Origin of the sequence: Pseudophaeobacter sp. TrK17 (assembly GCF_042192375.1) — a bacterium.
Lineage (GTDB): Bacteria > Pseudomonadota > Alphaproteobacteria > Rhodobacterales > Rhodobacteraceae > Pseudophaeobacter.
The window spans coordinates 1-25,306 of the sequence record NZ_CP071700.1; the positions used below are offsets into that span (position 1 = coordinate 1).

Below are 25,306 nucleotides of genomic sequence, written 5' to 3' on the forward strand. Positions count from 1 at the left end.
ATGACGGAAGAAAAATGGGGACAGCTCAGAACACGGCTTTTGAAGACTGTCGGCCAAAATAACTTTACGACCTGGATCGAACCGTTGGAGTTCAATTCAGTTGACGATGGTGTGGCGGTGTTTCACGTGCCAACCAATTTTATGGGCAACTACGTAAGCCAGAACTTTGCCGATCTCATTCTGCATGAGTTCAGCATCTCTGGCGAACCGGTTCAACGCCTGGCCTTTCGGGTTGCTGCCAATTCGCCTGCACGCCCCGTGCGTCAGGTCGAACAACCCGCAGAGCCCTTTGCTGAAATGCAGGGCGGCTCTGGCCAGGAGAGCAATGAGTCTCAGTGGCACCAGGAGCCTGCGCGTTCTGCAAATACTGGTTCTGCAAATACTGGCGCGTCTTTGTCTGCCAAAGCAGCTGCCGCAGCGCCAATGGACACATTGCAGGCGGCGCCGCTGGATCCACGGTTTACCTTTGACAACTTTGTCGTTGGTAAACCAAACGAGCTGGCCCATGCCGCAGCGCGCCGGGTTGCCGAAGGCGGCCCCGTGACCTTTAATCCGCTAGTACTGTATGGCGGTGTCGGGCTGGGTAAAACGCACCTGATGCATGCGATTGCCTGGGAAATCAGCGCTCAGAATCCTGGTCTGAACGTGCTGTACCTGTCGGCTGAACAGTTCATGTATCGCTTTGTGCAGGCTCTGCGCGAACGCAAGATGATGGATTTTAAGCACTTGTTCCGTTCGGTTGATGTGCTGATGGTGGATGATGTGCAATTCATCGCTGGCAAGGATTCAACTCAGGAAGAATTCTTCCATACCTTCAACGCTCTGGTGGATCAGAACAAACAGATCATTATCTCAGCCGACCGCGCCCCGGGGGAGATCAAGGATCTGGAAGACCGGGTGAAATCGCGTCTGCAATGTGGCCTGGTGGTGGATCTGCACCCAACAGACTATGAGCTGCGTCTGGGCATTCTGCAAACCAAAGTGCAGCTGCAGCAAAAGACCTATCCGGATCTGGAAATTGCCGATGGGGTGCTGGAATTCCTGGCGCATCGGATTTCCACCAACGTACGTGTTCTCGAAGGCGCGCTGACCCGGCTGTTTGCTTTTGCATCGCTGGTGGGGCGCGAGATCGACATGGATCTGACCCAGGATTGCCTGGCGGATGTTTTGCGCGCCTCTGAGCGCAAGATCACCGTCGAGGAAATCCAGCGCAAGGTGTCAGAGTATTACAACATCCGGATGTCGGATATCATTGGCCCCAAACGTCTGCGCTCTTACGCGCGGCCACGGCAGGTGGCGATGTATCTGTGCAAAAAGCTCACCAGCCGCAGCCTGCCAGAGATTGGCCGCCGCTTTGGGGGCCGGGACCATACAACGGTCATGCATGGGGTGCGCCGCATCGAAGAGCTGAAGTCAACCGACGGTCAGATCGCCGAAGATGTGGAAATGCTGCGCCGCGCGCTTGAATCCTAATCTGCCGACCCGGCTATGATTAAAAGAGACGGTCCTGGATTTCCGGGGCCGTTTTTTGTTTGTCGCCCAGTCTGCGGTCCAGTCTGCGGCCCGGTCTGTTGTTCGGCGTCTTGTCCTGTGTAGCTGCCTGTGTGTCAGCCTGTGTGGCAGCCCGTACAGCTGCCTGCGTTTCGCCTGTGGACCGGGTTCAATCGCAACGATTCTGTGGCTTTCAGGCTGTTGTGGGATCTCACCTCTTGACGCTGCCGGGAATCCCTTAGAAAACTCAATAAAAGCCTTGTGCATGAGGGGCAAACCGCTACTTTGCTTGTCCCGACCCTTGCTCTGTCAGGGCCCGGGGCGGGAGCCCGCAGGGACAGCGAAACAGCTTTGACGAGACGGGCGCGACGAAGAGGAAAGCGACATGAAGATCAGCATCGAACGCGGCACACTGCTGAAGGCGGTTGCGCAGGCCCAGTCAGTGGTGGAGCGTCGCAATACCATTCCTATCCTGGCAAATGTCCTGATCGAGGCCGAAGGCGAAGTGGCCCAGTTCCGCGCCACCGATCTGGATATCGAAGTTGTCGACAAGGCCCCGGCGCAGGTTGAGCGCGCAGGTGCCACCACCGTCGCTGCCACAACCTTGCATGAAATTGTGCGCAAGCTGCCGGATGGCGCCTTGGTGACGCTCACGGCGGATGCGGCAACTGGCCGCCTGACGGTTGAGGCCGGGCGCTCGAACTTCTCGCTGGCCACCCTGCCACGGGAAGATTTCCCGGTTATGGCCAGTTCTGAATACCACTCGAACTTCACCGCCAATGCGGCGATGCTGCGTCGGCTTTTTGATAAATCCAAATTTGCCATCTCCACCGAAGAGACCCGCTATTATCTTAATGGCGTCTATATGCATGTCTCGGATGCGGCGGAGGGCGGCAAGGTGTTGCGCTGCGTGGCCACCGATGGTCACCGTCTGGCCCGGATTGATGCGCCGCTGCCAATGGGCGCCGAGGACATGCCGGGCGTGATCGTGCCGCGCAAAACCGTCGGCGAGATGCGCAAGCTGCTGGATGATGACGACATGGATATTGCGGTCTCCGTCTCCGAGACCAAAGTCCGTTTTGCCACCCCCAATATCACCCTGACTTCCAAGGTCATTGATGGCACTTTCCCGGATTACACCCGGGTCATTCCGGTCGGCAATACCCGCCGGCTTGAGGTGGACGCGGATGAATTTGCCCGCGCGGTGGACCGGGTTGCAACGGTTTCGTCTGAGCGGTCGCGCGCAGTGAAGCTGCAGCTGGAAGAAGATCGCCTGATCCTGTCGGTCAATGCGCCCGACAGCGGTGCCGCCGAAGAAGAGCTGGCGGTGGCCTATGCGGATGAGCGCCTGGAGATTGGCTTTAATGCCAAGTATCTGCTGGAAATCGCCAATCAGGTTGATCGTGAGAACGCGGTGTTTATGTTCAATTCCTCTGGCGATCCGACCCTGATGCGCGAAGGCAGCGACGAAAGCGCGGTCTATGTTGTTATGCCGATGCGCGTATAATTGGTGGTTTGCGGCTGCGCCGTGTAGCAAAAGGCGCGCCCATTCATGTTGGCCTTAACTGAATTGACTTTGTCCCACTTCCGCTCGCATCTGCGGGCGGAAGTGCATTTGGATGGGCGCCCCGTGGCCATTCATGGCAATAATGGTGCCGGCAAGACCAATATCCTAGAGGCTGTTTCGCTGTTTTCCCCGGGGCGTGGCCTGCGGCGGTCCAGTGCCGCCGATATGGTGCGCCGTCCCGAAGGGCTGGGCTGGAAGCTGAAAGCGGTCTTGCAAGCGCCGGATCAGGCCTATGAGATCGAGACCTGGTCGGACGAGGGTTCTGCGCGCCAAGTGCGGATCGACAACAAGGCGTCGAACCAGATTGCCCTGGGGCAGATCTGTCGGGTGGTCTGGCTGGTGCCGGTGATGGACCGTCTGTGGGTCGAGGCCGCTGAGGGGCGTCGCCGGTTTCTGGACCGCATAGCGCTGAGTTTTGATCCCAACCATGCTGAGGCGACACTGACCTATGAAAAGGCCATGCGCGAGCGCAACAAGCTGCTGAAGGATCAGGTTCGCGATGCGGCCTGGTATCGGGTGGTTGAGGCCCAGATGGGCGCAGCTGGACATCGGATTCACAGCGCGCGGTGTGCTGCGGTGCAGCGGCTGGCGGCGGCGCAGGCCACCGCCGAGACGGCCTTTCCCACGGCGCAACTGGAGTTGGTGCAGTCCGAGGGCGAGATGCCGACAAGCGAAGCGGATCTGGTTCAGGCTCTGGCTGAAGGGCGGATGCGGGACATGGCGGTTGGCCGGACCCTGGTTGGGCCGCACCGAAGCGATCTGATTGGCACCTATGCGCGCAAGGGGATTGCTGCCAAGGAATGTTCCACCGGGGAGCAGAAGGCACTTTTGGTCTCGTTGATTTTGGCCAATGCCCGCGCCCTGGCCGCCAGCGAGGGGGCGCCGCCAATCCTGCTGCTGGATGAGGTTGCAGCACATCTGGATGCCGATCGTCGCGCCGCATTATATGATGAAATCTGCGCTCTTGGGGCGCAGGCCTGGATGACAGGCACCGGGCCAGAGCTGTTTGCAGAGCTGGGAAGCCGCGCTCAGACTTTTGAAATCGGTGAGGTGGACGGGGCATCGCAGGTGGTCAGCGAATGAGCCTCTCTGTCTGGGATCTTCTGCTCTATGCGGGTGCCCTGTTTGTGCTGTTTCTGACGCCGGGGCCGGTGTGGCTGGCGCTGATGGCGCGGGCGGTCTCTGGCGGGTTTCAGGCGGCCTGGCCCCTGGCTGTGGGCGTGGCCATTGGCGATCTGATCTGGCCGTTGGTGGCGATTGGCGGCATGTCCTGGCTGGCCAGAAGCCTGGGCGAGGTGATGCTGGTGCTGCGTTGGGGGGCCTGCCTGATGTTTGTCATCATGGGCTGTCTGGTGATCCGCGGGGCGGGACGAAAGGTTGCCGAGAACCGGGCCTTGACCCGGCCGGGTGCCTGGGCCGGATTTGTGGCGGGGGTTGCTGTGATCATGGGAAACCCCAAGGCAATCCTGTTCTACATGGGGCTGTTGCCCGGCTTTTTTGACCTTGGCGCGCTTGGCTGGGTCGATGTTGTGGTGATCATTTGCCTGTCCTTTGCGGTGCCGCTGTTGGGCAACTTGGCGATGGCGGCCTTGGTGCATTCCCTGCGGGCGGTGATTGCCTCGCCAGAGGCCATGCGGCGGCTCAACCTGACCTCGGGCGCATTGCTGATCGGGGTTGGGCTGCTGCTGCCCTTTACCTGATTTCACCCACGATTTTCTGCGAACTGACAGCGGGTCGGCGGCTTTGTTCTCGTCCCTGTTCGGGGCTAAGAAAAAGCCCCATCGTGGGTGACATTGGGGGCCAAGTTGCGTATAAAATCAGAAAGTTAAAACAGGAAGTCGCGAATGTCTGATAACGAACAGAACCCAGCCGAATATGGTGCCGATTCCATTAAGGTTCTCAAAGGGTTGGAGGCAGTTCGCAAACGTCCTGGCATGTATATCGGTGACACCGATGACGGCTCTGGTCTGCACCATATGGTCTATGAGGTGGTGGACAACGGAATTGATGAGGCCCTGGCCAATCATGCCGATCACGTTCGGGTCACAATTCATGCGGACAGTTCCGTTTCCGTCTATGACAACGGGCGCGGGATTCCGGTGGGCATCCACGAAGAAGAAGGCGTTTCAGCGGCTGAAGTCATCATGACTCAGCTGCACGCCGGCGGCAAATTTGACAGCAACTCCTATAAGGTGTCCGGCGGTTTGCACGGGGTGGGTGTTTCGGTTGTAAACGCCCTGTCCGACTGGCTGGAACTGCGGATCTGGCGCGAAGGCAAAGAACACGTCGCGCGGTTTGAACATGGCGATACTGCTGAGCATCTGAAGGTTGTGCAGGAGTGTGGCGATAGAACCGGCACCGAAGTGCGATTTATGGCCTCGACCGACACGTTTTCGAACCTGGAATACTCGTTTGAGACGCTGGAAAAGCGCCTGCGTGAGCTGGCCTTCCTGAACTCCGGCGTCAAGATCATCCTGATTGATGAACGCCCGGCGGAACGGCTGGAATCGGAGCTGATTTATGAAGGCGGCGTCAAAGAGTTTGTCAAATACTTGGACCGCTCAAAGACCCCAGTGATGGATACCCCGGTCTATATCACCGGCGAAAAGGATGACATCGGTGTCGAGGTGGCGATGTGGTGGAACGACAGCTACCATGAATCGGTGCTGCCCTTTACCAATAACATTCCACAGCGCGACGGTGGCACCCACCTGGCGGGGTTCCGTGGGGCGCTGACCCGGACCATCAACAACTATGCCCAGTCCAGCGGCATTGCCAAAAAAGAGAAGGTCTCTTTCACCGGCGATGATGCCCGCGAAGGGCTGACCTGCGTCTTGTCCGTCAAGGTGCCGGATCCCAAATTCTCCAGCCAGACCAAGGATAAACTGGTCTCCTCTGAGGTACGCCCGGTGGTCGAGAGCCTGGTGAATGAAAAGCTGGCGGAATGGTTTGAGGAAAACCCAAACCAGGCCAAGCAGATCGTCGGCAAGGTTGTCGAGGCAGCGCTGGCCCGCGAAGCCGCCCGCAAGGCGCGCGAGCTGACCCGCCGCAAAAACCCGATGGATCTCAACTTTCTCAGCTCCAAGCTGAAAGACTGCTCGGACAAGGATCCGGTCAATACCGAAATCTTCCTGGTGGAGGGGGATTCCGCTGGTGGCTCTGCCCAGACTGGGCGTGACCGGAAAACCCAGGCGATCCTGCCGCTCAAGGGTAAAATCCTGAATGTCGAGCGCGCGCGATTTGACCGCATGCTGGGCAGCCAGGAAATTGGCAACATGGTCATGGCCCTGGGCACCGGCATTGGTCGGGATGAGTTCAACATCGACAAGCTGCGCTACCATAAAATCGTCATCATGACTGATGCGGATGTTGATGGCGCCCATATCCGAACGCTGCTGTTGACCTTCTTCTACCGCCAGATGCCTGAGCTGATCGAAGGCGGTTACCTTTATATCGCCCAGCCACCGCTGTACAAAGTGGCGCGCGGCAAGTCAGAGGTGTACCTGAAAGACCAAGCCGAAATGGATGACTATCTGGTCAATCAGGGCGTCGAAGGGGCGACGCTGAAACTGGGCTCCGGCGAAGAGCTGGTTGGCCAGGATCTTATTCGCGTTGTCGATGAGGCGCGTCAGTTGAAACGGGTTCTGGACGCCTTCCCGACCCATTATCCGCGCCATATTCTGGAGCAGGCAGCCGTGGCCGGCGCCTTTGTGCCAGGTGCCGTTGATGCCGACTTGCAGGGCGTTGCCGACCGGGTTGCGACGCGGCTTGATCTCATCGCGCTGGAATATGAAAAGGGCTGGCAGGGCCGGATTACCCAGGATCACGGCATCCGTCTGGCCCGCATTCTGCGCGGTGTCGAAGAGGTGCGCACCCTGGACGGCCCCATGCTGCGATCCGGTGAAGCGCGTAAAACCGGCAGCTTTACCAAAAGCTTGCAGGAAGTTTACGGAACCTCTGGCCAGTTGGTGCGACGGGACCGCGCCCAGGCAATCCATGGGCCGCTTGATCTGTTGAAGGCCATCATGGAAGAGGGCGAAAAAGGCCTGACACTGCAGCGCTACAAAGGTCTGGGCGAAATGAACCCGGATCAGCTGTGGGAAACCACCCTGGACCCGGACGCCCGCACCCTGTTGCAGGTCCGTGTCGACGATGTGATTGGGGCAGATGATCTGTTTACCAAACTGATGGGTGACGTGGTTGAGCCACGGCGGGAGTTCATTCAGAAAAACGCCCTGAGCGTCGAAAACCTGGATTTCTAAGCCTTTTCTGGTTCTCGCAGAGTTTTGCATTCGGGCGGTCTATCTCGCCCGAATGACGGCGCATTATTCCGTACTGCTTTTGTTACTGATCGCCCGGATTTTAAGGGCGCGAAACCGAGTGGGTGCAATTGCGATCAGGCGGGTTTACCCTTGATGAGGCCAAGTAGGGTTTGAGCGCCATTCATCATCTCTGGTGATGTGCCGTTAACAGAAACTGTGCTTCTTCTTTGCGGATGAGCTGCGATAAAGGTGTGTCAGAGGAGCCCGACCATGTCCCAGAAAACGCGTGAAAACATTGATACTCCGCAGGGGTTGGCCTTTGCTATTTCCGCCTATGTTTTGTGGGGGTTCCTGCCGCTATACATGAAACTGGTGTCCCAAATTCCTGCGGCAGAGGTGGTGGCGCATCGGGTGCTTTGGTCGGTGCCGGTGGCGGGGCTGTTGCTGGTGGTCATGGGGCGGACCAGGGATCTGCGCGCCGCGCTGAAAAGCCCGCGCACGTTGGCTATGGCCTGTGTGACGGCGGCGCTGATCTCGGTGAATTGGGGGATTTACGTTTGGTCGATTGCCTCGGGCCATGCGCTGGACGCTGCCCTTGGCTATTACATCAACCCGCTGTTCAGTATTGCCCTGGGCTCCCTGCTGCTGCGCGAGCGACTGACGCCGACGCAACTGGTTGCCATCGCACTGGCTGCTGCTGCTGTGGTGGTCCTGACGGTCGAGGCCGGGCGGCTGCCCTGGGTGGCAATTGCGTTGACGCTGAGCTGGGGCTTTTATGCATTCTTCAAGAAACAGCTGCCGGTTGGCCCCAATCAGGGCTTTATGCTGGAAGTGCTGATCCTGACACCTCCGGCGCTGGGGTATCTGGCCTATGCTTCGGCCACCGGCGGAACCCATTTCCAGGGCGTGGATATCTGGCTGTTGATGGGCTGTGGGCTGGTGACAGCAGTGCCGCTGATTGTCTATGCCAATGGCGCAAAACTGCTGCGGCTTTCTACTATTGGCATTTTGCAGTACATCGCGCCAACGATGATTTTTCTGATCGCGGTTTTTGTCTTTGGTGAGGAGTTTGGCCGCGCCCGGATGATTGCCTTCCCGATGATCTGGATGGCCTTGGTGATCTATTCGATCCCGCTGATCCGACAGCTGCGTAGCCAGCCCAAGCCCGCCGTTTAACGCCGGGGCGACCCCGCCACACGACCGCCATACCGCCGCCGGGGGCTGCCTGCGACGGCAGCCCTGTCAGTTTTGGGATTATTTGCTCAGCTCAGGGCTTTGCGGAATTCCAAAAAGCGGGCATCTGTGCTGACCCGCGCATTGATGGCGTCGCGCAGGGCGCCAATGGTTTTGTGGGGGCGCATAACCACTTCGAAGGTCTGGATCAGCCCGTCGTCATTCAGGGTGATCAGATCAACGCCGACAGTGTCGAGATCGCCAACCTTGCATTGGAACTCCAGCGCCCAGTCCTTGCCCTCGCCCATGATGCGGCGATAGCGGAACTCAGAGAACACCTTGCCCACATGGCCCAGCACCGCGGCAACCGGTGCGCGCCCTTTCCAGGTTTTCCAATAGGTCGGCGGCAGGAAGCTCACATCTTCGGCCAGCAGATCGGCGATAAGGCTTTCGTCGCCTTTGGCAACAACCTCCTGCATGCGGGTGATGGTTGGATGCATGGTCTCTCTCCCTCAAATTTTGACATGTGTTTGACATGTCTCTGTTGGGGGAACTCTGCGGTTCCTCCCCAATCGGGGCAAGCGCGACGTCACGGGAACTTGCCGTGGCGGGCAAGGCACAGTAGGCAGGCGCCTATGGCTGTTTCAAGTGACTATACCCCGCCGCAGGACCCGCTGGAGATCCTGCATCACGATGCGCAGATTCTGGTGGTGAACAAACCGGCGGGGCTGCTGAGCGTGCCTGGGCGCGGTGAGCATCTGGCCGACTGCCTGCTCAGTCGCCTACAGATGGCCTTTCCCGAGGCTTTACTGGTGCACCGTCTGGACCGGGATACTTCGGGGGTTCTGGTCTTTGGGGTGACGCCCCATGCGCAGCGGCATCTGTCGATGCAGTTTGAAAAACGCACCACCCGCAAAGCCTATGTTGCGCGTCTGACCGGCCATCTGGAGCCCCGCGCCGGAGAGGTAGATCTGCCGCTGATTGTGGACTGGCCCAACCGGCCCCGGCAGATGGTCTGCCATGACACGGGCAAGCCCGCTGTCACCGACTACCGGGTGGTGAAATACGGTGAGGGTGAGACCCGCGTGCGATTGACGCCCAAGACCGGACGCACCCATCAGCTGCGGGTGCATATGATGGCATTGGGTCATGCGATCCTTGGGGATCCGCTCTATGCCACCGGGGCGGCGCGTGAATTTCCCAGGATGATGCTGCATTCAGAAGAATTGCGGATCAAACATCCTGACAGCGGGGAATCGATGAAGTTCCGCGCCAAGGCGCCTTTCTGACAGCAACTGCGGCCCCCCCCTGCGACTGATTGGCCTAGGCGGTGATTTTCAACCAGTCGCTGGGCAGAATGTCGGGGTTGCTGAGCTTGGGGTCGCCAAACCAGTTGGTTGGCCCTGCCACACGTTTCTGTGTATTTTGGTTGAGCCAGGCGGCCCACCAGGAAAACGAGCTATTGCCGATGATGTTGTGATTGCACAGGCTCATCAGGCGCATGTCTTCAAAATCGGTCTCCGGCCCGTTGAAATCCACTACCACCTTGCGGCAGGGCAGCGGCAGATTGGCCTTGGCCCAATCGGGATCATCGGAAAAGACATAGACGGTCGGAGCCGCATCCGGCAGGCCGTCTAGGATTCGGGCCAGGGCGGCCTCGTAATAGGCCTGATCACAGAGCACATGGGCCGCAAGCGCCACATAATCACCGCGTCGCACATGCAGGGAAATGGCAGGGCCAGAGGTGATTTGCGCAGCCATTTCCGCGTTTTGGCTATTGCTGAAATCCGGGAAGGTGAAGGCGGACCGGATCAGACCAGCGATGCCGTGAAAATACTTCTCGCTTTGCCAATAACCGTGCAGGTAGCTGTCATCTCCCCAGGTTTCAAAGGCTGGATTGTAGCCAAGGCCGCGTTCGCGGCGAAACCGTGGTGCCAGCCTCAGCCCACGCCAGAGGGCATAGCGCAGCGGCGCCTGCTGTTTGAGCGGCGGCAGCTTGGCGGCGGGGGAAAGATCCAGATCAAACACCCGGGTAAGCACGCCCTCATTGCGCAGCTCAGCCCCGCGGCTGTCCAGCGCGACGGTGGTGTGCAACCGGTGCGCCAGCGCGCGGGCGGCAGCATATTGAAACATCTGGTTGCCGAGACGACCGTGCAGACGGGCAGTGATCATGGCGGGTTCCTCATCAGATGGCAGGCAATAGGGCGCCTGTTCTCCATAGAGTGCTTTTGATCCGGTGACCAGTTTGCGCGGGTGCCCCAAGTGTTTCGCACGCGAAACACTAGCCGCGCGACGGGGTGGGGCGCTGTTGCCAGCGGCTAAAGGGGCCGTGGTTGAATGCAGGATCTGGCGGTTCTGGCAATTTGGCGATGAACTCGATTGAGTGGCCGTCGGGATCTTTGCAATAGACCGATAGGGCAGGCATCCAGCCAATGACGGTGGGCTCGCTGATCGCCTCTCCTGTCAGTCCCAGAGGCTGAATGCCGCGCTGGCTGAGCTGATCACAGAGCCCGTGGATGTCCCGGGCGGCCATGCGAAAGGCAAAATGCAACTTCATGGAAAGCGGCGCGCTGCCTGTCTCCCAGAGGCCCAGCATGGCGGTTTCCGGGCTGCTGACCCAGTAAAAGGTCACCCGGCGTTGTGGCAGATCATGGGCCAGCTTCAGGCCAAGGATATCCTGATAAAAGGCCCGGGCACGCGCCAGATTTGCAACCGGAATATGGGTTTCATACAGCCCAGTGATTGTTCCAGAGATCTGATTGGGCTGTCCTTCGCAGTCAGGGGCAGGGTCAAGGTGTTGCAGCTGATGTGATGTCATTGGTGTGCCTTTGATTGAGATGCATTTGACTGTGCTGTCTCAACCCGGCTTTAGGTCAAGGCACAATTTTAGCCATCTGTGCGACTTGACGGAGACGGGGAAACTGGCGTAAGCGAGGCGCGAGGTTTGGGTCTCCTGCCTGCCGCAGCCCGTTTTGAGGGCCATGGTGAAACCCTGAGAAGATCAAGACGACATCTATCGCTCAACCTATGGCGCGCTGGATGGCAATGCGGTGACCATCGTGACTTGCGTGCCCTTTATGGGACGAGAAACAGATGACTGATTTTTCTAATGTACCTTCAACGGATGCGTTGAAGCTGCAGGCAAAGCGCCTGCGTCAACAACTGAAAACGAACGGCGTTGAGGTCGGCCATTCCAAATCTCTGGAATTGGTGGCGCAGCAATATGGTGCCCGTGACTGGAATACCCTGCAGGCGCGGTCCTCAAACCGGTTGCAGCTGCGGGTTGGCGACCGGGTGCGTGGACGCTACCTCGGACAGGCCTTTACCGGCGAAATACGCGGGTTGTCCCTGATGGGGGATGGTGAACACCGCCAGGTCACGCTGCATTTTGACACTCCAGTCGATGTGGTGTAGTTCGAGAGCTTTTCGGCGCTGCGCCAGCGGGTCAAAGGGGTGATCGGTTGGGGGGGCTGTTCGCCACAGAAAACCTCTGATGGAGTACCGCAGCTTATTGTCGAAGGCCCCGCCTGAAGAGGGCATTGCCCTGCAGGCTTTGAACCAGCGCGTTCAAAAAAGGGGGAGCTCCCGCGCGTCGGCAGTGTTTCTGGCGAAACCCTTCCTCCCCTTGGGCCCGGCGCCGCGCTTTAGCGCGGCGCCGGGCCCAAGATCCGCCATTGTTCTGGCAAAGCCAGGACAGCGGCGGGACGCGGGAGAGCTACCTTTCCTAAATTGGGCTACCTTTTTCCAATTGCGGTCTGATCTGTGCAGACCAGGAAGCTGAGATAAGAGTTCGATGACAGACAAAAAGAAAGGCCGCCCCTTGGGCGACCTTTTAAAATGTCCGTCTCTGGCGAGACGGTCTTTATTCTGGAGTCCAGCCGCCGACGGCTTTCACCTCGAGGAAATCCTCAATCCCCCAGCTGCCGCCTTCGCGGCCATTGCCAGATTGTTTCATGCCGCCAAAAGGCGCGCCAGCACTGCGCGATTTGCCGTTGATTTCAACCATGCCAGAGCGCAGCACACGGGCCATACGATTGGCGCGGGCGCTGTCTTGGGTCTGAACGTAGTTGGTCAGACCATAGGGGGTGTCATTGGCGATCTCGATGGCTTCCTCTTCGGTGTCAAAGGGAATCATGGTCAGAACCGGGCCAAAGATCTCTTCGCGGGCAACCACCATCTGGTTGTTGGCATCCGCAAACACCGTGGGTTTGACATAAAAGCCCTTATTCAACCCGTCTGGGCGTCCGGTGCCGCCAGCAACCAGCTTGGCGCCTTCGTCAATGCCCTTTTGGATCAGATCCTGGATCTTGTTCCATTGCAGCTCATTCACCACCGGGCCGATATGGCGACCACTTTCGGAGGCGGGACCAACGGTGACCTTGGAGGCAACCTCGGCCGCTGTGGCAACTGCCTGATCGTAGATGCCTTTCTGAACCAGCATCCGGCTGGGGGCGTTACAGCTTTGGCCGGTGTTGTTCATCATGTGCAGCACGCCACGCTTGACGGCCTTGTCATCGGCATCATCAAAGATCACGTTGGCGCCTTTGCCGCCGAGCTCCAGGTGCACCTTTTTCAAGGTGTCCGCTGCCGATTTGGAGATCGCGGTACCGGCGCGGGTCGAGCCGGTGAAGGAGACCATATCCACGTCAGGATGCGCGGTCAGCTGAGAGCCAACACCGGTGCCGTCGCCGTTGACCAGGTTGAACACCCCCTTGGGGAAGCCGGCCTCGTCCATCATTTCGGCAAAGAGCATCGCGTTGAGCGGGCTTTGCTCGGAGGGTTTCAGCACCATCGTGCAGCCGGCAACCGCAGCCGCACCGACTTTCAGCGTCACCTGGTTCATGGGCCAGTTCCACGGGGTGATCAGCGCCGCAACGCCAACCGCTTCGTGGATGATACGGTCATTTGGGGCGTGATCGCCCAGCGGCGCGTCAAAGTCATAGGCCTTGGCGGCGTTGATAAAGTTTTGCAGGTGATAGCTGCCGGCGCCAACCTGCTGGCTGCGGGCCATATCAATCGGGGCCCCCATCTCGATCGACATGGCTTGCGCCATCTCTTCGCTGCGCTTGCTGTAGATCTCGATCAGTTTCTCAACCAGGGTGATACGCTCGGCCACGGGTGTGGCCATCCAGCCTGGCAGAGCGGCCTTGGCGGCGGCAACAGCTGCGTCGGTATCAGCCTTGTCGCCCAACGAGATCACCGCACAGGTTTCTTCGGTTGAGGGGTCGATTACCTCAAAATCATTTGCCTGCGCGGGGGCAACCCACGCACCGTTGATGTAAAAGTCGCGTTTCTCAATCATGTCCGGTCTCCCATTCAGACGCAGAATCCGGCAGGTTGGCCGGACGTCAGATAGCAGTGTGTCATCGCGCTTCCGGAGGGGCAAGCGATCACCTGCAATAATTTGATCATATTATTCGAGAGAGAAACGGGCGCAAGCGAAGTTTCGCAAAGTTCGCTGCATTCCGCCATAGTCTTTGCCTTTTGGGCTGGCCAATCCAGCCTCGGGCTGTAACGTTGCGGCATCACAGACAGCGGGCTGTTTTGCAGCCCGGACTAAACATGAGAGGAGACCGTCATGGGTTTGCGCATTAATGATGTCGTTCCAAATTTCACGGCTGACACCGACCAGGGAGAGATCAGTTTTCACGATTGGATCGGTGACAGCTGGGCCATCCTGTTTTCCCACCCCAAGGATTTCACCCCTGTGTGCACCACCGAGTTTTCCGCTGTTGCGCAGTTGAATGACGAATGGGCCAAGCGCGGCACCAAGGTGATTGGTGTTTCCGTTGATGGTGTTGAGGACCACAAAAAGTGGAAAGGCGACATCGAGAAATACGGCAATGCCGCCGCTGGCTTCCCGATCATCGCGGATGAAGGTCTGGCGGTCTCTAAAGCCTTTGATATGCTGCCCGCCGAAGCCTATTTGCCCGACGGTCGTACCCCTGCCGATAGCGCCACTGTGCGTTCGGTCTTTATCATTGGGCCAGACAAGCAGCTGAAATTGTCGATGACCTACCCGATGTCCGTGGGGCGTAACTTTGCCGAAATCCTGCGCGCCCTGGACGGGTTGCAGATGGCGACCGGCAATGGCGTAGCCACTCCGGCCAACTGGGTGCCTGGTGAAGATGTGATCATCCCGCCCACTGTGTCGAACGAGGACGCCACAGCAAAGTTTGGCGAGTTCGAAACCATCTTCCCCTATCTGCGCAAAACCAAAGCGCCGGAATAAGACGCCGGAATAAGCTCCCTGGTAAGTGAACCGGGCAAGCAAGCCGAGGAATAGAAATGAGCGGGCCAGTCAGTTTTGGCTGGCCCGCTTTTCTACCACTTGGGCAACCCGTCCCATGTCGCACCGTCTGGATGCTGCTGTTTGGTTGGCATCAGCCACAAAAACGCTTATCCGGGAATGGTGTGGCTCTGAAGTGATCTGGAAGAGGAAAACAGGTGGCATCTCTTAAGCGTTGGATCGATCTCAAGCGAAACCCGTGGAAGGCGCCGCTGCACAAGGGGATGAAGGCCTGGAAAGCTGACAAGGCTTCGGATAGCCATCTGTTGCAGTATGACGACCTGCCTGAGCAGCCGGTTGTGCTGGATATCGGTGGCTATGAAGGCGGCTGGAGTGACGTGGTCCTGGCGGTTCGGCCTGCGGCGATCATTCATATTTTTGAGCCTCACCCAGGTTTTGCCAAAGAGCTGCGTCGCAAGTTTTCAGCCAATGCAAACATCACGGTCCACGAGTGTGCCATTGGCGCACAGCCGGGGCAGATAACGCTGAGCGATTCTGCGGATGCCTCCTCTGCCTTTGGGGCAAAATCCGGCCAGACCTATGTGGCCGAGGTCCGCTCGGTTGCGGATTTCTTTGCCGCGTCAGGTTTGCAAAGCGTCGATCTGGCCAAGATCAATATCGAAGGCGGGGAATACGATCTGCTGCCGGGGTTGATTGATACCGGGCTGATCGGGCGGATCAAACGGCTTCAGGTGCAGTTTCACCTGTTTGATCCCTCGTGGAGCGCCGATCGCGACGCCATTAGAAAGCAGCTGGATGCAACCCATTCCTGCGCCTGGTGTTATACCTTCGTCTGGGAGGAATGGCGTCTGAAATAGGCGCTGTCCGGGCAGCTTTTCAGGTCAGTTTGACAGGCCCGTATTAAAGATCAGTCTCTTTGCGGCCGGGTCGAAACCTGCGCCCGGTAGAGGCTGCGTTTGAATTCGCGGCCCAGCTTACTGCCGGATTTGCGTTTTTGAATGGTGGAGCCGCCAAGGGCCTCTGTCTGTTCCGAGACCCCATTGGGCAGGATGGTCTGGATTTGCTGCTGGTGAATCCAATGCATCTGCAAAAAGGTATCGACGGGGCGGTCCAGCTGTTCGGTGGCCGCCAGCAACCGCTTGGCAGCGGCGCGACCCACGATCTGTGCAACGGTTTGCAGGCCGATGACCCTGGGCAGGAATAGCTTGCTCTCCCCCTGCTGCGCGTGTTGCGCCACAGGCACCTCCCGGCGCTTGGCTGGCAGCCGGATAAAGCTATCGGTACTGGCCTGTTCTGTGATCAGCATCAGCACATCAGCCCAAAGAGAGTGGTCAAGCGCCAGATCATCTTCGACAATTAGGGCATAGTCCCACCCTGCATCGACAATGCGCTGCCAACAGCGCCGATGCGACAGAAAGCAGCCGATTTCTCCGGGGGAGAGGCGGAAAGGGTAGCCTGGCTTGTGCAGATCACCGGGGTGCAGGATGTCACTGACCTCCGCAGCCACCGCGCGCCCGTTCACGGCCTCAATGACTTCGGCATCGGGGAGCGTAAACAGCAGGTGCTCCACATTGGCGGCACGTTTGCCGCTGCCCGGCATATGAATGATCAGAGAATGCATGGGCTGCATCTACCGCAGAAAGGCGCGTTAGAAAAGCGTTCTGGCCACTAGGCGGGATTGCGTGTGGACACACCGGGGGGCGGGGAGTGGCGGGGAGGCCCCTGTAAGCAAAAAGGCCCCGGAGCACTGCTCCGGGGCCTTTCCTAATTGTCAGAAGACGGGATTAGTCTTCTTTTTTCTCAGGAGCCATTTCTTCGCCGGTTTCCTGATCGATCATTTTCATCGACAGACGCACCTTGCCGCGATCGTCAAAGCCCAAGAGCTTCACTTTCACTTCCTGACCTTCCTTCAGAACATCCGAAGGGTGGTTCAGGCGGCGGTTTTCGATCTGGGACACGTGCACCAGGCCGTCGCGCTTGCCAAAGAAGTTCACAAAGGCACCAAAGTCGACAATTTTGACAACTTTACCGGTGTAGATTTTGCCTTCTTCGGGCTCGGCCACGATCGAATAGATCATGTCGTAGGCTTTCTTGATCGAGTCGCCGTTGGGCGATGCGATCTTGATGATGCCTTCGTCATTGATGTCGACCTTGGCGCCGGAGACTTCAACGATCTCACGGATGACCTTACCGCCGGAACCGATCACTTCACGGATCTTGTCGGTGGGCACCTGCATGGTCTCGATGCGGGGCGCGTGGATCGAGAAGTCCGCAGCACCGGACAGCGCTTTGTTCATCTCACCCAGGATGTGGATACGGCCAGCTTTGGCCTGCTCCAGGGCTTTTTCCATGATCTCGGGCGTGATGCCTGCGATCTTGATGTCCATCTGCAAAGAGGTGATCCCTGCTTCGGTACCGGCCACTTTGAAGTCCATGTCGCCCAGATGATCTTCGTCGCCCAGAATGTCGGACAGGATCGCATAAGAACCGTCGTCTTCCAGGATCAGACCCATGGCAACACCAGCAACCGGTGCTTTCAGCGGAACGCCTGCATCCATCATCGACAGGGAGCCACCACAAACGGAGGCCATCGAGGAGGAACCGTTGGATTCGGTGATCTCGGAGACCACGCGGATGGTGTAGGGGAAGTCGGTTGCCGCAGGCAGAACCGCCTGAAGCGCACGCCATGCCAGCTTACCGTGACCAATTTCACGACGGCCGGGGCCGCCCACACGACCAACTTCACCAACCGAATAGGGAGGGAAGTTATAGTGCAGCAGGAAGTTGGATTTGAAGTTGCCGTGCAGCGCGTCGATGAACTGCTCGTCGTCGCCGGTGCCCAAAGTGGTCACAACCAGACCCTGGGTTTCACCACGGGTGAACAGGGCAGAGCCGTGGGTCCGTGGCAGCAGGCCGGTTTCAGACACGATGTCGCGGATTTCGTCGGTGGCACGGCCATCGATACGCTTACCGGTTTTGACAACGTCGCCACGCAGAATGCCAGCTTCCAGCTTCTTCATCGCCGAGCCAAGGTTGGCATCGTCCAGCTGCTCTTCGTTCAGAGCGGCCTTGATGGTTTCGCGGGCAGCGGCAACAGCACTGGTGCGCTCTTGCTTGTCGCTGATTGCAAAGGCAGCGCGCATTTCGGTTTCACCGGCAGCTTTTACCGCTTCAAACAGATCTGCATAATCAGGTGCTGCAAAGTCAAACGGCTCTTTTGCCGCGTCTTCCGCCAGCGAGATGATCAGGTCGATCACCGGCTGGATGGCGTCATGGGCGAATTTAACCGCGCCCAGCATTTCGGCTTCCGACAGCTCATAGGCTTCGGATTCAACCATCATCACCGCGTCTTTGGTGCCGGCAACAACCAGATCCAGGCGCTGTTCAGGGTTCAGGCGCAGGTCCTGCATGTCGTCAACGGTTGGGTTGAGGACGTATTCGCCGCCTTCAAAACCAACGCGGGCCGCTGCGATTGGACCCATGAAGGGCGCACCAGACAGGGTCAGCGCGGCGGAGGCCGCGATCATTGCAACCATGTCCGGGTCATTGACCAGGTCGTGGCTCAGCACGGTGCACATGACCAGAACTTCGTTTTTGAAGCCGGGAACAAACAGCGGGCGGATCGGACGGTCGATTAGGCGCGCAGTCAGTGTTTCTTTTTCGGTTGGGCGCGCTTCGCGCTTAAAGAAACCGCCGGGTACTTTACCCGCGGCATAGTATTTTTCCTGGTAGTGGACTGTCAGGGGAAAGAAGTCCTGACCGGGCTTTTGCTTACGGGCAAAAGTCACGTTGGCCATAACGCTGGTTTCACCCAGTGTGGCGATGACAGAGCCATCGGCCTGACGGGCAACCTTGCCCGTTTCCAGTGTCAGCGTCTCTTCGCCCCACTGCATAGATTTTTTCGTAACGTTGAACATGTCAGCATCCTAATTGGGAGCACTCCCAGGCGGATCCCGGGTCTCCCGTTGCATATAGCGGCCGCATTGCCGCCGGCTTCTTCCATCTTTATTTCGCGTGTCGAAGCCAAGCACGTGTCTCAGATAGGCCGCCCATACATGAGATTGGCCCGAAAAGAAAGCAAAAGAGCCGGTTGCTGTCTCTTGTGGCCCTTCGCACTGGCGATATAGTACCAGGATGAGAGGACGACCTCCCTCACAGTGGTGGGACAGCGCAGGGGACGGCCCCGATCACAGGCATCCCGTGGGGCAGGACAACAGGTATCTCATGCGCAGTACAGCAGACAGAATTCGCCACGCGATCAGCTTTGAGGTAATAGGATTATTGGCGGTGACACCGCTTGGATCCTGGGTTTTTGGCATGGAGATACATGCGATTGGTGTGGTGGTGCTGGCCGGAGCGAGCCTCGCAACTGTTTGGACCTATATCTATAATTTGGGCTTTGACCACGCCATGTTGCGGTGGCTTGGCCATTGCCGCAAATCGCCGCTGATGCGGGTTTTGCACGCGCTGTTGCTGGAGGCCGGGTTGCTGGCAGTTTTGCTGCCCTTTACCGCTTGGTATTTGCAGATTGGGCTATGGACCGCCTTGATCATGGATCTGGGTTTTTCCGGGTTTTACCTCGTCTACGCCTTTTGCTTTAACTGGGCCTATGATGTGATCTTTCCCGTCCCGAGGCAGCCCATCCGTGACTAAAGCGTTTGGCCCGCTTGGGTGAAGCTGCTGGCGATGTGTTGCAGCGCTGCCTGGTTTGCCTTGTAAAAGACCCAGTTCTTGATCTTTTTCGAGCTCACCAATCCGGCCTGTTCCAGGTTTTTCATATGGCTGGTCACTGTCGGTTGGCTGAGGCCGGTTTTGTCGGTGATAAAGCCAACACAAACGCCATCCTCCACCAGGTCGCCATCGCGCTGCGGCGGAAAATGGCTTTGGGGATCCAGCAGCCATTCCATGATCTGAACCCGATGTGGGTTGGCCAGGGCACGCAGCGCGGCAAGGTGGGTGACAAGCGACTTGTTCATATAGTAAATCTTCTATATAGAATATTTTCGATATTGCTTCGAATAGGACGAGATTGCCATGAATGAAGATCAGTTGCTACAGGAAGCCGACAGGCGCGGCCGCGACTATGTGGCGGGGGCAGACGCACGTCGGGTTTTCCCCCGTGATCAGGATGTTGCGGCGCTTGCGGGATTCGATGAGACCCTGACAGACCAGGGGCGCCCGGCGGCGGAAACCATTGCCTTGATGGATGATCTTGGCTCCCCGGCCACGGTGGCCTCCAACGGGCCGAACTACTTTGGCTTTGTCATTGGCGCCAGCCTGCCGGTGGCAGCAGCGGCGGAACGTCTGGCGATAGCCTGGGATCAATGCGCCTCGGCCGAGGACGGCAGCCCGGCGGCCTATGCCCTGGAACAGCAGGCCAGCAAATGGCTGTTGGATATTCTGGATTTGCCGCGCAGCAGCGCCGTGGCCTTTGGCACCTCTGCCACTGCTTGTGGGCTCAGCTGTTTGGCCGCTGCCCGGGCCGCGCTGTTGGCGCGGCAGGGGTGGGACGTGGTAAATGACGGGCTGCACGGGGCGCCGCAGGTCAAGGTTATGGTGCCTGCCAACACCCATGTCACCGTCCGTAAGGCGCTGCAGGTGCTGGGCTTTGGCTGGAACCAAGTGATCAAGGCGCCGGTGGATGATCAGGGGCGGATCCTGCCGGACCAGTTGCCCGACATGGATGCCACAACCCTGTTGGTGTTACAGGCCGGCGAGGTTAACACCGGCGAGTTTGATGATTTTGCCGCGATCATTCCTGGCGCCAAATCCGCAGGGGCCTGGGTGCATGTGGATGGGGCCTTTGGGCTTTGGGCCCGGGCTGCGCAGGGATTGCGCGACTTGACCAGAGGGATCGAGGACGCCGACAGCTGGACAACCGATGGCCATAAATGGCTCAACACGCCTTATGACGGCGCGATGGCCATTTGCCGTGATCCCCAGGCGCTGGCCCGGGTGATGAACAGCGATGCGGCCTATTCCACCGCCTCGGCAGATGCGCAGAAAAACCTGACGCTGGAGTTTTCCCGCCGGCCGCGGGGTATTCCGATCTGGGCAGCTCTGCGCACACTGGGCAAGGCGGGTGTCGCAGATCTGGTTACGGGCCATCACAATCAGGCCCGTCGCATTGGGGCTGCCCTGGAGGCTGCAGGGTTTGAGGTGTTGAACCGGGTGGTGCTCAATCAGGTCTTGGTGCGCGGTGGGGATGACGCTGCGACCGAGGCCATTTTGCAGAAAGTACAGCAAAGCGGCACTTCTTGGTTTGGGGGAACCATCTGGCAGGACCGCCCGGCTTTTCGCATCAGCCTCTCTTCTTTCCGCACCCAGGACAGCCATGTGGATCAGCTTATCTCTCTGCTGGTCAGGATCGGCGCAAATGGCGCGGGCTGACTGAATAGCGCAGAGGAGGGCGGGGCGATCCTTATACCGCGGTCTGTTTGAACTTTGGCAGTCGCACCTTGCGCGTGGCGGGGCCATAGACAGGTCCCAAGGGCTGGGCCGGGCTGGTTTTTGCTCTGGTGCGTTTCAGGATCAAAGGCTTGAAATCGCCTTTTTGGATGGATCTGTGCAGGCTCAGTGAAAAGGTCAAGGTACGTCTCCTCGTAGTTGTTGTACGACCTGAGTACCTGATTTCTTTGCCCCGGCTAAGATATGCAGGGGGTGGTTTTGGGGAGCGATAGGGGCAGGGTATATCCAAAAGTGTAGGGGTCGGCGGCACATTGGGAGATGTTCTGCACCGTGCTGCCGCCGCCAGCGCTATGATCGCCTGTCTGGCAAAGCCTGCCCCTGCCGAGGCTTTTCGCTGCGGGCCAGCGTTGCGGCCTCGGCCCGGTCGAGACTCGCGAGGGCCTGTTCCAGACTGTCACCCCTGGCTTTGGTTTTGAGCCAGACCCTGCGGCAGGAGGCTGGTGACCAGGGCAATTTGGCGCTCTGCATCCACAGGCGCAGGTCGCGCGGCAATTGATCGTAGACCTGCATCGGATCTTCGCGGCGTCGGCGGCGTTTTACCCGCGTTTCGCCCAGGTTACGTTTGGCCATATGGCGGAGAGGGTGAGGCTGCATGAGTACACAAATGTTATAACGTATCAAAACCTCTTACCGCTCGGACCCACTCGATGCAAGCGCGCCTGACCCGGGGGAGACAAAAGACAAAAAAACGCCCGCTCAAATTTGAGCGGGCGTTGATAATCCAGAAGGATTGGTATTCTTAGCGGCGGATGCCAAGGCGTTTGATCAGGTCCTGGTAACGGGCCACATCTTTGCCTTTGGTGTAGTCCAGCAGCTTCCGACGCAGAGCAACCATTTTCAAAAGGCCACGACGACCGTGGTTGTCTTTCTTGTGGGTTTTGAAGTGCTCGGTCAGGGTGTTGATACGCGAGGTAAGGATAGCAACCTGGACTTCGGGCGAACCGGTGTCGCCTTCTTTGGTTGCGAATTCTTTCATCAGGCGTGCTTTTTCTTCAGCTGTGATCGACATCGGGGTCTCCTTTAAAAGGTTAGAGTGATGGCACAGGCCGGGATGTCGTCCAGCGCAGGCCCATGGAGTAGAAACCGCCGCGAATCCCTTGGGAAGCCGAGGCAGATGCGGGCGTATAGGCGGAACTGCAAGAAAAGGCAAAGAAGAACTGCAATTGCAGTCAAAACGCCTGCCTTTTTCGGGCTAGATCATCTGGCGTTACCTATCTGGTATGCGGACCAACCAGCCTAGACTGTGAGGCCAAGCTGGGCATCCACCAAAGCAATATCCCCAACGCTCAGCCCTTCGGCCCCGGTGAGGCGCAAAACCTCGGTCCCGTTGACGCGAATGATCTGCTGGTCGGGGTCGTCACTGTCTGGCTCAATCGAAATCTCGGGCTCGGGCTCACTGTCCGGGTTCCAGAACACCACCAGCTGATCCTCAGCGCTGTCAAAATCCATCAGCTGGACAGCTTCGCCGCTGCCAGCCAGATCTTCGGCCCAGATCTCATCGGCACCGTCGCCGGCAGTGACGATATCGCCTGCTCCGGCAACGAGTGTATCGTCGCCAGCGCCGCCATTGAGGTAATCCACGTCGGTGCCATCATCGGCGCCCCAGACAAAATCGTTTCCCACGCCACCGAACAGGCTGTCCTGACCAGCGCCGCCTTGCAGACTGTCGTTGCCGTCATTGCCGTGAAGGGCGTCGTTGCCGTCCTCACCGTTAAGCGAATCATCCCCTTGGCCGCCATGGCCCTGATCATCACCGTCGCCGCCCATCAGCGTATCGGCACCAAAATGGCCAAACAGGCTGTCGCTGCCTGCGCCGCCTGCCAGGCTGTCATCACCGTATTCGCCGTGCAGCAGGTCAGCGCCGCTGCCGCCCATCAACGTGTCGTCGCCCGTCCCGCCGTGCAGCCTGTCGTCGTCGGCGCCGCCGTCAATGGAATCATTGCCGCCATAGCCGTTAACCTGGTCATCGCCGTCTTCTCCAAAGATCTCGTCATCGAAGTCACTGCCACCCAGGATATCCGTCAGCTCCGACCCGGTGAGCCGGTCGCCATCAAAAATCGGCCGCACGTCTGTATCACCGTCGCTGTCGTCACTTTCGGTGTCGATAAAATCGCAGATCTCAAGGCCCTCGTCGGTGCCGCTGGTTTCGCCATCCAGAAATTCATCAGCAGGGATGGTTGGGACATCGTCGGGAGAATTGGGGTCAGAGCCGCCGCCAGTGGTTTGCGCCTCGTCGGTGTCATCCGTTGGCCCGTCGTCGCCAAAATCCAGCAGGGCGGCACCACCGATTCCCATGAGGCCCAACAGGCCTGCAATCCACAACATGGCATCTCTCCAAAACCGGCCAGGGCAGAGCGCAACCAGACCGTCTATTTGTGATCAGTCTGCCATATTTTCCCTAATTGTATCCAAACAAATAGAGAACATCGGTTAACGACACTTATCGCCAGACTTCAATGGCTTGGCGAAATACCGGCGATAGAGCCACCGTTAAAAATGCATTAATCCCAGCGCAGGGGGCGCTGGCTGTAGGTAATATAGAGCGGATGTTTGGGGTGTCCGTGCTTGCTGAGACCCAGGTGGTGCAACGGTCTGCCATCGGCACGCAGCAGGGTCTCGATCTCGGCGCCCTGGCCGCGGTGGACGCCGTGGGTGCCCCAGGCGCAGATCACCATATCGGCCCAGTCCAGCCCTTTAAGGATCGCCGCCCTGTTGTCGGGGCCTTCCGGATCAGCGGCGCTGCGCATCACCTTTGGATCAGTGGCGCGAATGGCAAAGATATTGGTGGCCTGAAACCCACCAAAGCCCAGGGCGCGGGCGCGCCGTTCGCAGCGCTCGATGGTGGGGTCGTTCTGCACTTCGGTCGCCTTGGAGGGGTTCAGCATGACAAACATCACCCGCTGCCCCGCCGGGTCCCAGACACGGGTGAGGCTGTAGCGAAAGGTCTCGCAATCGGAATAGACGGCGGTAGAGGGCGCGTCGCCCTTGGTATGGCTGCGAGTGATCATGGCGCTGTCCTGCCAGTCCCGTCGTCACGAGGCAAGCCCAGCCGTTAAGAGCGGGCTTGCCCGGGGCGGCTTCAGTCGGGCTGTACGAACACCCTGGAGGGATGCAGCTCGCCCGCCTTGTAGATGCCCACGGCGACGGCCTTGCCATCCAGCGAGGCCCAGGCTTCATCGCCGTATTCCAGGTCTGAGGCCAGCACCATGCCGGGGTTGCCATTGCGCAGACGGGTGGCGCCTTCGGGGGTGCATTTCAGCTCGGGCAACTCGGCCAGTCCCTCTTCCAAGGGGCGCAGATGGGTGTCCAGCTCGGGGGTGCGCTCCATGCGCAATACCTCGTCCAGAGTCAGCCCATCGGCGGCCTCAAAGGGGCCGGACCAGATGCGGCGCAGCACTTTTACATGGCCATGGCAGCCCAGCGCGGCGCCCAGATCACGGGCGATGGAGCGCACATAGCCGCCTTTGCCACAGGTCATTTCCAGCACAACGTGATCGGCGTCGGGGCGGTCCACCAGCACCAGCTCTTCGACCCACAGGGGCCGTGCGGCGATTTCAAAATCCTCATCCCCGTCGCGGGCCAGTTTATAGGCGCGCTGACCGTCGATTTTGACGGCAGAAAACTTGGGCGGGATTTGCTGGATATCGCCAATGAACTGCGACAGGGCCTCTTTGATTTCATCGTCACTGGGCCGCGCCTCGCTGGAGGCAATGACTTCGCCCTCGGCGTCATCGGTATTGGTGGCCTGACCTAGCCGCACGGTAAAGCTATAGGCCTTTAGCGCATCGGTAATATAGGGAACGGTCTTGGTGGCTTCCCCGAGGGCAATAGCCAGCACGCCGGTGGCTTCGGGATCCAGAGTGCCTGCATGGCCGGCCTTCTTGGCCTCCAGCGCCCAGCGCACCTTGTTCACCACGGCGGTGGAAGTCAGCCCGGCGGGTTTATCCACCACCAGCCAACCCGAAATATCGCGGCCTTTGCGTTTGCGTGCCATGCCTGTTCCCTAAATTCTAGTGAGGCGCGCGGCCTATCCCAAGGAAGTAGCCCTGTCAATTCTGCTGTCGCTCACTGGGCAGGCCTCCCCTGGGCGCTGGT

General features: G+C 58.9%; 24 protein-coding genes and 1 pseudogene. 12 read left to right on the plus strand and 13 right to left on the minus strand.

The window, feature by feature from the left end; translation table 11 throughout:
- From dnaA to rarD, 6 genes are all read left to right on the plus strand, one after another.
- Complete coding sequence (dnaA, locus tag JZI28_RS00005; RefSeq protein WP_297341716.1) at positions 1–1,473, plus strand: chromosomal replication initiator protein DnaA; 1,473 nt, start codon at positions 1–3, stop codon at positions 1,471–1,473.
- A gap of 403 nt (positions 1,474–1,876) precedes the next feature.
- Complete coding sequence (gene dnaN / locus JZI28_RS00010; RefSeq protein ID WP_295449960.1) at positions 1,877–2,998, plus strand: DNA polymerase III subunit beta; 1,122 nt, start codon at positions 1,877–1,879, stop codon at positions 2,996–2,998.
- A gap of 45 nt (positions 2,999–3,043) precedes the next feature.
- Positions 3,044–4,141 (plus strand): DNA replication/repair protein RecF, encoded by a 1,098-nt coding sequence (gene recF / locus JZI28_RS00015; protein WP_375698815.1) that lies wholly within the window; start codon positions 3,044–3,046, stop codon positions 4,139–4,141.
- Positions 4,138–4,758, plus strand: a complete 621-nt coding sequence (locus JZI28_RS00020) for a LysE family translocator (RefSeq protein ID WP_375698816.1) — start codon at positions 4,138–4,140, stop codon at positions 4,756–4,758. Before recF ends, JZI28_RS00020 begins: the two co-directional genes overlap by 4 nt.
- Positions 4,759–4,902: 144 nt before the next feature.
- Positions 4,903–7,320, plus strand: coding sequence for a DNA topoisomerase (ATP-hydrolyzing) subunit B (gene gyrB, locus JZI28_RS00025; RefSeq protein WP_297341318.1), 2,418 nt, complete (start codon positions 4,903–4,905; stop codon positions 7,318–7,320).
- A gap of 270 nt (positions 7,321–7,590) precedes the next feature.
- Complete coding sequence (gene rarD / locus JZI28_RS00030; protein ID WP_375698817.1) at positions 7,591–8,496, plus strand: EamA family transporter RarD; 906 nt, start codon at positions 7,591–7,593, stop codon at positions 8,494–8,496.
- Between the two features lie 86 nt (positions 8,497–8,582).
- On the opposite strand, the gene JZI28_RS00035 is transcribed toward rarD, so the two are convergent.
- Positions 8,583–8,993, minus strand: coding sequence for a nuclear transport factor 2 family protein (locus JZI28_RS00035; protein WP_375698818.1), 411 nt, complete (start codon positions 8,991–8,993; stop codon positions 8,583–8,585).
- Between the two features lie 135 nt (positions 8,994–9,128).
- Between JZI28_RS00035 and JZI28_RS00040 the strand changes: the two genes are divergently transcribed.
- Positions 9,129–9,782 (plus strand): RluA family pseudouridine synthase, encoded by a 654-nt coding sequence (locus JZI28_RS00040; RefSeq protein ID WP_375698819.1) that lies wholly within the window; start codon positions 9,129–9,131, stop codon positions 9,780–9,782.
- 34 nt (positions 9,783–9,816) lie between these two features.
- On the opposite strand, the gene JZI28_RS00045 is transcribed toward JZI28_RS00040, so the two are convergent.
- Entirely contained in the window at positions 9,817–10,665 is an 849-nt protein-coding gene (locus JZI28_RS00045) for an alpha-1,2-fucosyltransferase (protein WP_375698820.1), read from the minus strand.
- Positions 10,666–10,774: 109 nt separating this feature from the next.
- Positions 10,775–11,311 (minus strand): VOC family protein, encoded by a 537-nt coding sequence (locus tag JZI28_RS00050; protein WP_375698821.1) that lies wholly within the window; start codon positions 11,309–11,311, stop codon positions 10,775–10,777.
- A 275-nt stretch (positions 11,312–11,586) separates the two neighbouring features.
- On the opposite strand from JZI28_RS00050, the pseudogene JZI28_RS00055 reads away from it, so the two are divergent.
- Positions 11,587–12,024: pseudogene (locus JZI28_RS00055) on the plus strand (glyoxalase superfamily protein).
- A 331-nt stretch (positions 12,025–12,355) separates the two neighbouring features.
- Here JZI28_RS00055 and JZI28_RS00060 read toward each other — a convergent pair.
- Positions 12,356–13,795: an aldehyde dehydrogenase family protein gene (locus JZI28_RS00060; protein WP_375698822.1), complete on the minus strand. Its 1,440-nt coding sequence runs from the start codon at positions 13,793–13,795 to the stop codon at positions 12,356–12,358.
- A gap of 276 nt (positions 13,796–14,071) precedes the next feature.
- On the opposite strand from JZI28_RS00060, the gene JZI28_RS00065 reads away from it, so the two are divergent.
- Positions 14,072–14,725 (plus strand): peroxiredoxin, encoded by a 654-nt coding sequence (locus JZI28_RS00065; RefSeq protein WP_348152775.1) that lies wholly within the window; start codon positions 14,072–14,074, stop codon positions 14,723–14,725.
- 215 nt (positions 14,726–14,940) lie between these two features.
- Positions 14,941–15,600: an FkbM family methyltransferase gene (locus JZI28_RS00070; RefSeq protein WP_295450367.1), complete on the plus strand. Its 660-nt coding sequence runs from the start codon at positions 14,941–14,943 to the stop codon at positions 15,598–15,600.
- 50 nt (positions 15,601–15,650) lie between these two features.
- Here JZI28_RS00070 and JZI28_RS00075 read toward each other — a convergent pair whose 3' ends face one another.
- Both JZI28_RS00075 and pnp read right to left on the minus strand, forming a co-directional pair.
- A complete protein-coding gene (locus JZI28_RS00075) occupies positions 15,651–16,364 on the minus strand; it encodes a glycosyltransferase family 25 protein (protein WP_375698823.1) in 714 nt (237 codons plus the stop codon).
- A 163-nt stretch (positions 16,365–16,527) separates the two neighbouring features.
- Positions 16,528–18,660: a polyribonucleotide nucleotidyltransferase gene (pnp, locus tag JZI28_RS00080; protein WP_295450361.1), complete on the minus strand. Its 2,133-nt coding sequence runs from the start codon at positions 18,658–18,660 to the stop codon at positions 16,528–16,530.
- Between the two features lie 307 nt (positions 18,661–18,967).
- On the opposite strand from pnp, the gene JZI28_RS00085 reads away from it, so the two are divergent.
- Positions 18,968–19,396 carry a PACE efflux transporter gene (locus JZI28_RS00085; protein WP_375698824.1) on the plus strand — a complete coding sequence of 143 codons (429 nt, stop codon included), beginning with the start codon at positions 18,968–18,970 and terminating at the stop codon, positions 19,394–19,396.
- Here JZI28_RS00085 and JZI28_RS00090 read toward each other — a convergent pair.
- Complete coding sequence (locus JZI28_RS00090) at positions 19,393–19,719, minus strand: helix-turn-helix transcriptional regulator (protein ID WP_295450356.1); 327 nt, start codon at positions 19,717–19,719, stop codon at positions 19,393–19,395. The two genes, JZI28_RS00085 and JZI28_RS00090, sit on opposite strands and share 4 nt — an antisense overlap.
- Before the next feature lie 58 nt (positions 19,720–19,777).
- Here JZI28_RS00090 and JZI28_RS00095 point away from each other — a divergent pair, with 58 nt between their 5' ends.
- The gene (locus JZI28_RS00095) at positions 19,778–21,133 is read left to right on the plus strand and encodes a pyridoxal phosphate-dependent decarboxylase family protein (protein ID WP_375698825.1); all 1,356 of its coding nucleotides are present in this window, start codon (positions 19,778–19,780) and stop codon (positions 21,131–21,133) included.
- Between the two features lie 31 nt (positions 21,134–21,164).
- Here the strand turns inward: JZI28_RS00095 and JZI28_RS00100 are convergent, their stop codons facing one another.
- The 6 genes from JZI28_RS00100 to truB all read right to left on the minus strand — a co-directional run bounded on the left by JZI28_RS00100 (position 21,165) and on the right by truB (position 25,205).
- Positions 21,165–21,332 (minus strand): hypothetical protein, encoded by a 168-nt coding sequence (locus JZI28_RS00100; RefSeq protein ID WP_375698826.1) that lies wholly within the window; start codon positions 21,330–21,332, stop codon positions 21,165–21,167.
- A gap of 167 nt (positions 21,333–21,499) precedes the next feature.
- Positions 21,500–21,805 carry a DUF6525 family protein gene (locus tag JZI28_RS00105; RefSeq protein WP_375698827.1) on the minus strand — a complete coding sequence of 102 codons (306 nt, stop codon included), beginning with the start codon at positions 21,803–21,805 and terminating at the stop codon, positions 21,500–21,502.
- 145 nt (positions 21,806–21,950) lie between these two features.
- Entirely contained in the window at positions 21,951–22,220 is a 270-nt protein-coding gene (gene rpsO, locus JZI28_RS00110; protein WP_009810119.1) for a 30S ribosomal protein S15, read from the minus strand.
- Positions 22,221–22,447: 227 nt separating this feature from the next.
- Complete coding sequence (locus JZI28_RS00115) at positions 22,448–23,536, minus strand: calcium-binding protein (protein ID WP_375698828.1); 1,089 nt, start codon at positions 23,534–23,536, stop codon at positions 22,448–22,450.
- Between the two features lie 176 nt (positions 23,537–23,712).
- A complete protein-coding gene (locus JZI28_RS00120) occupies positions 23,713–24,219 on the minus strand; it encodes a DUF1643 domain-containing protein (RefSeq protein ID WP_375698829.1) in 507 nt (168 codons plus the stop codon).
- Between the two features lie 71 nt (positions 24,220–24,290).
- Positions 24,291–25,205 carry a tRNA pseudouridine(55) synthase TruB gene (gene truB / locus JZI28_RS00125; RefSeq protein WP_348152799.1) on the minus strand — a complete coding sequence of 305 codons (915 nt, stop codon included), beginning with the start codon at positions 25,203–25,205 and terminating at the stop codon, positions 24,291–24,293.
- Positions 25,206–25,306 lie beyond the last annotated feature (101 nt).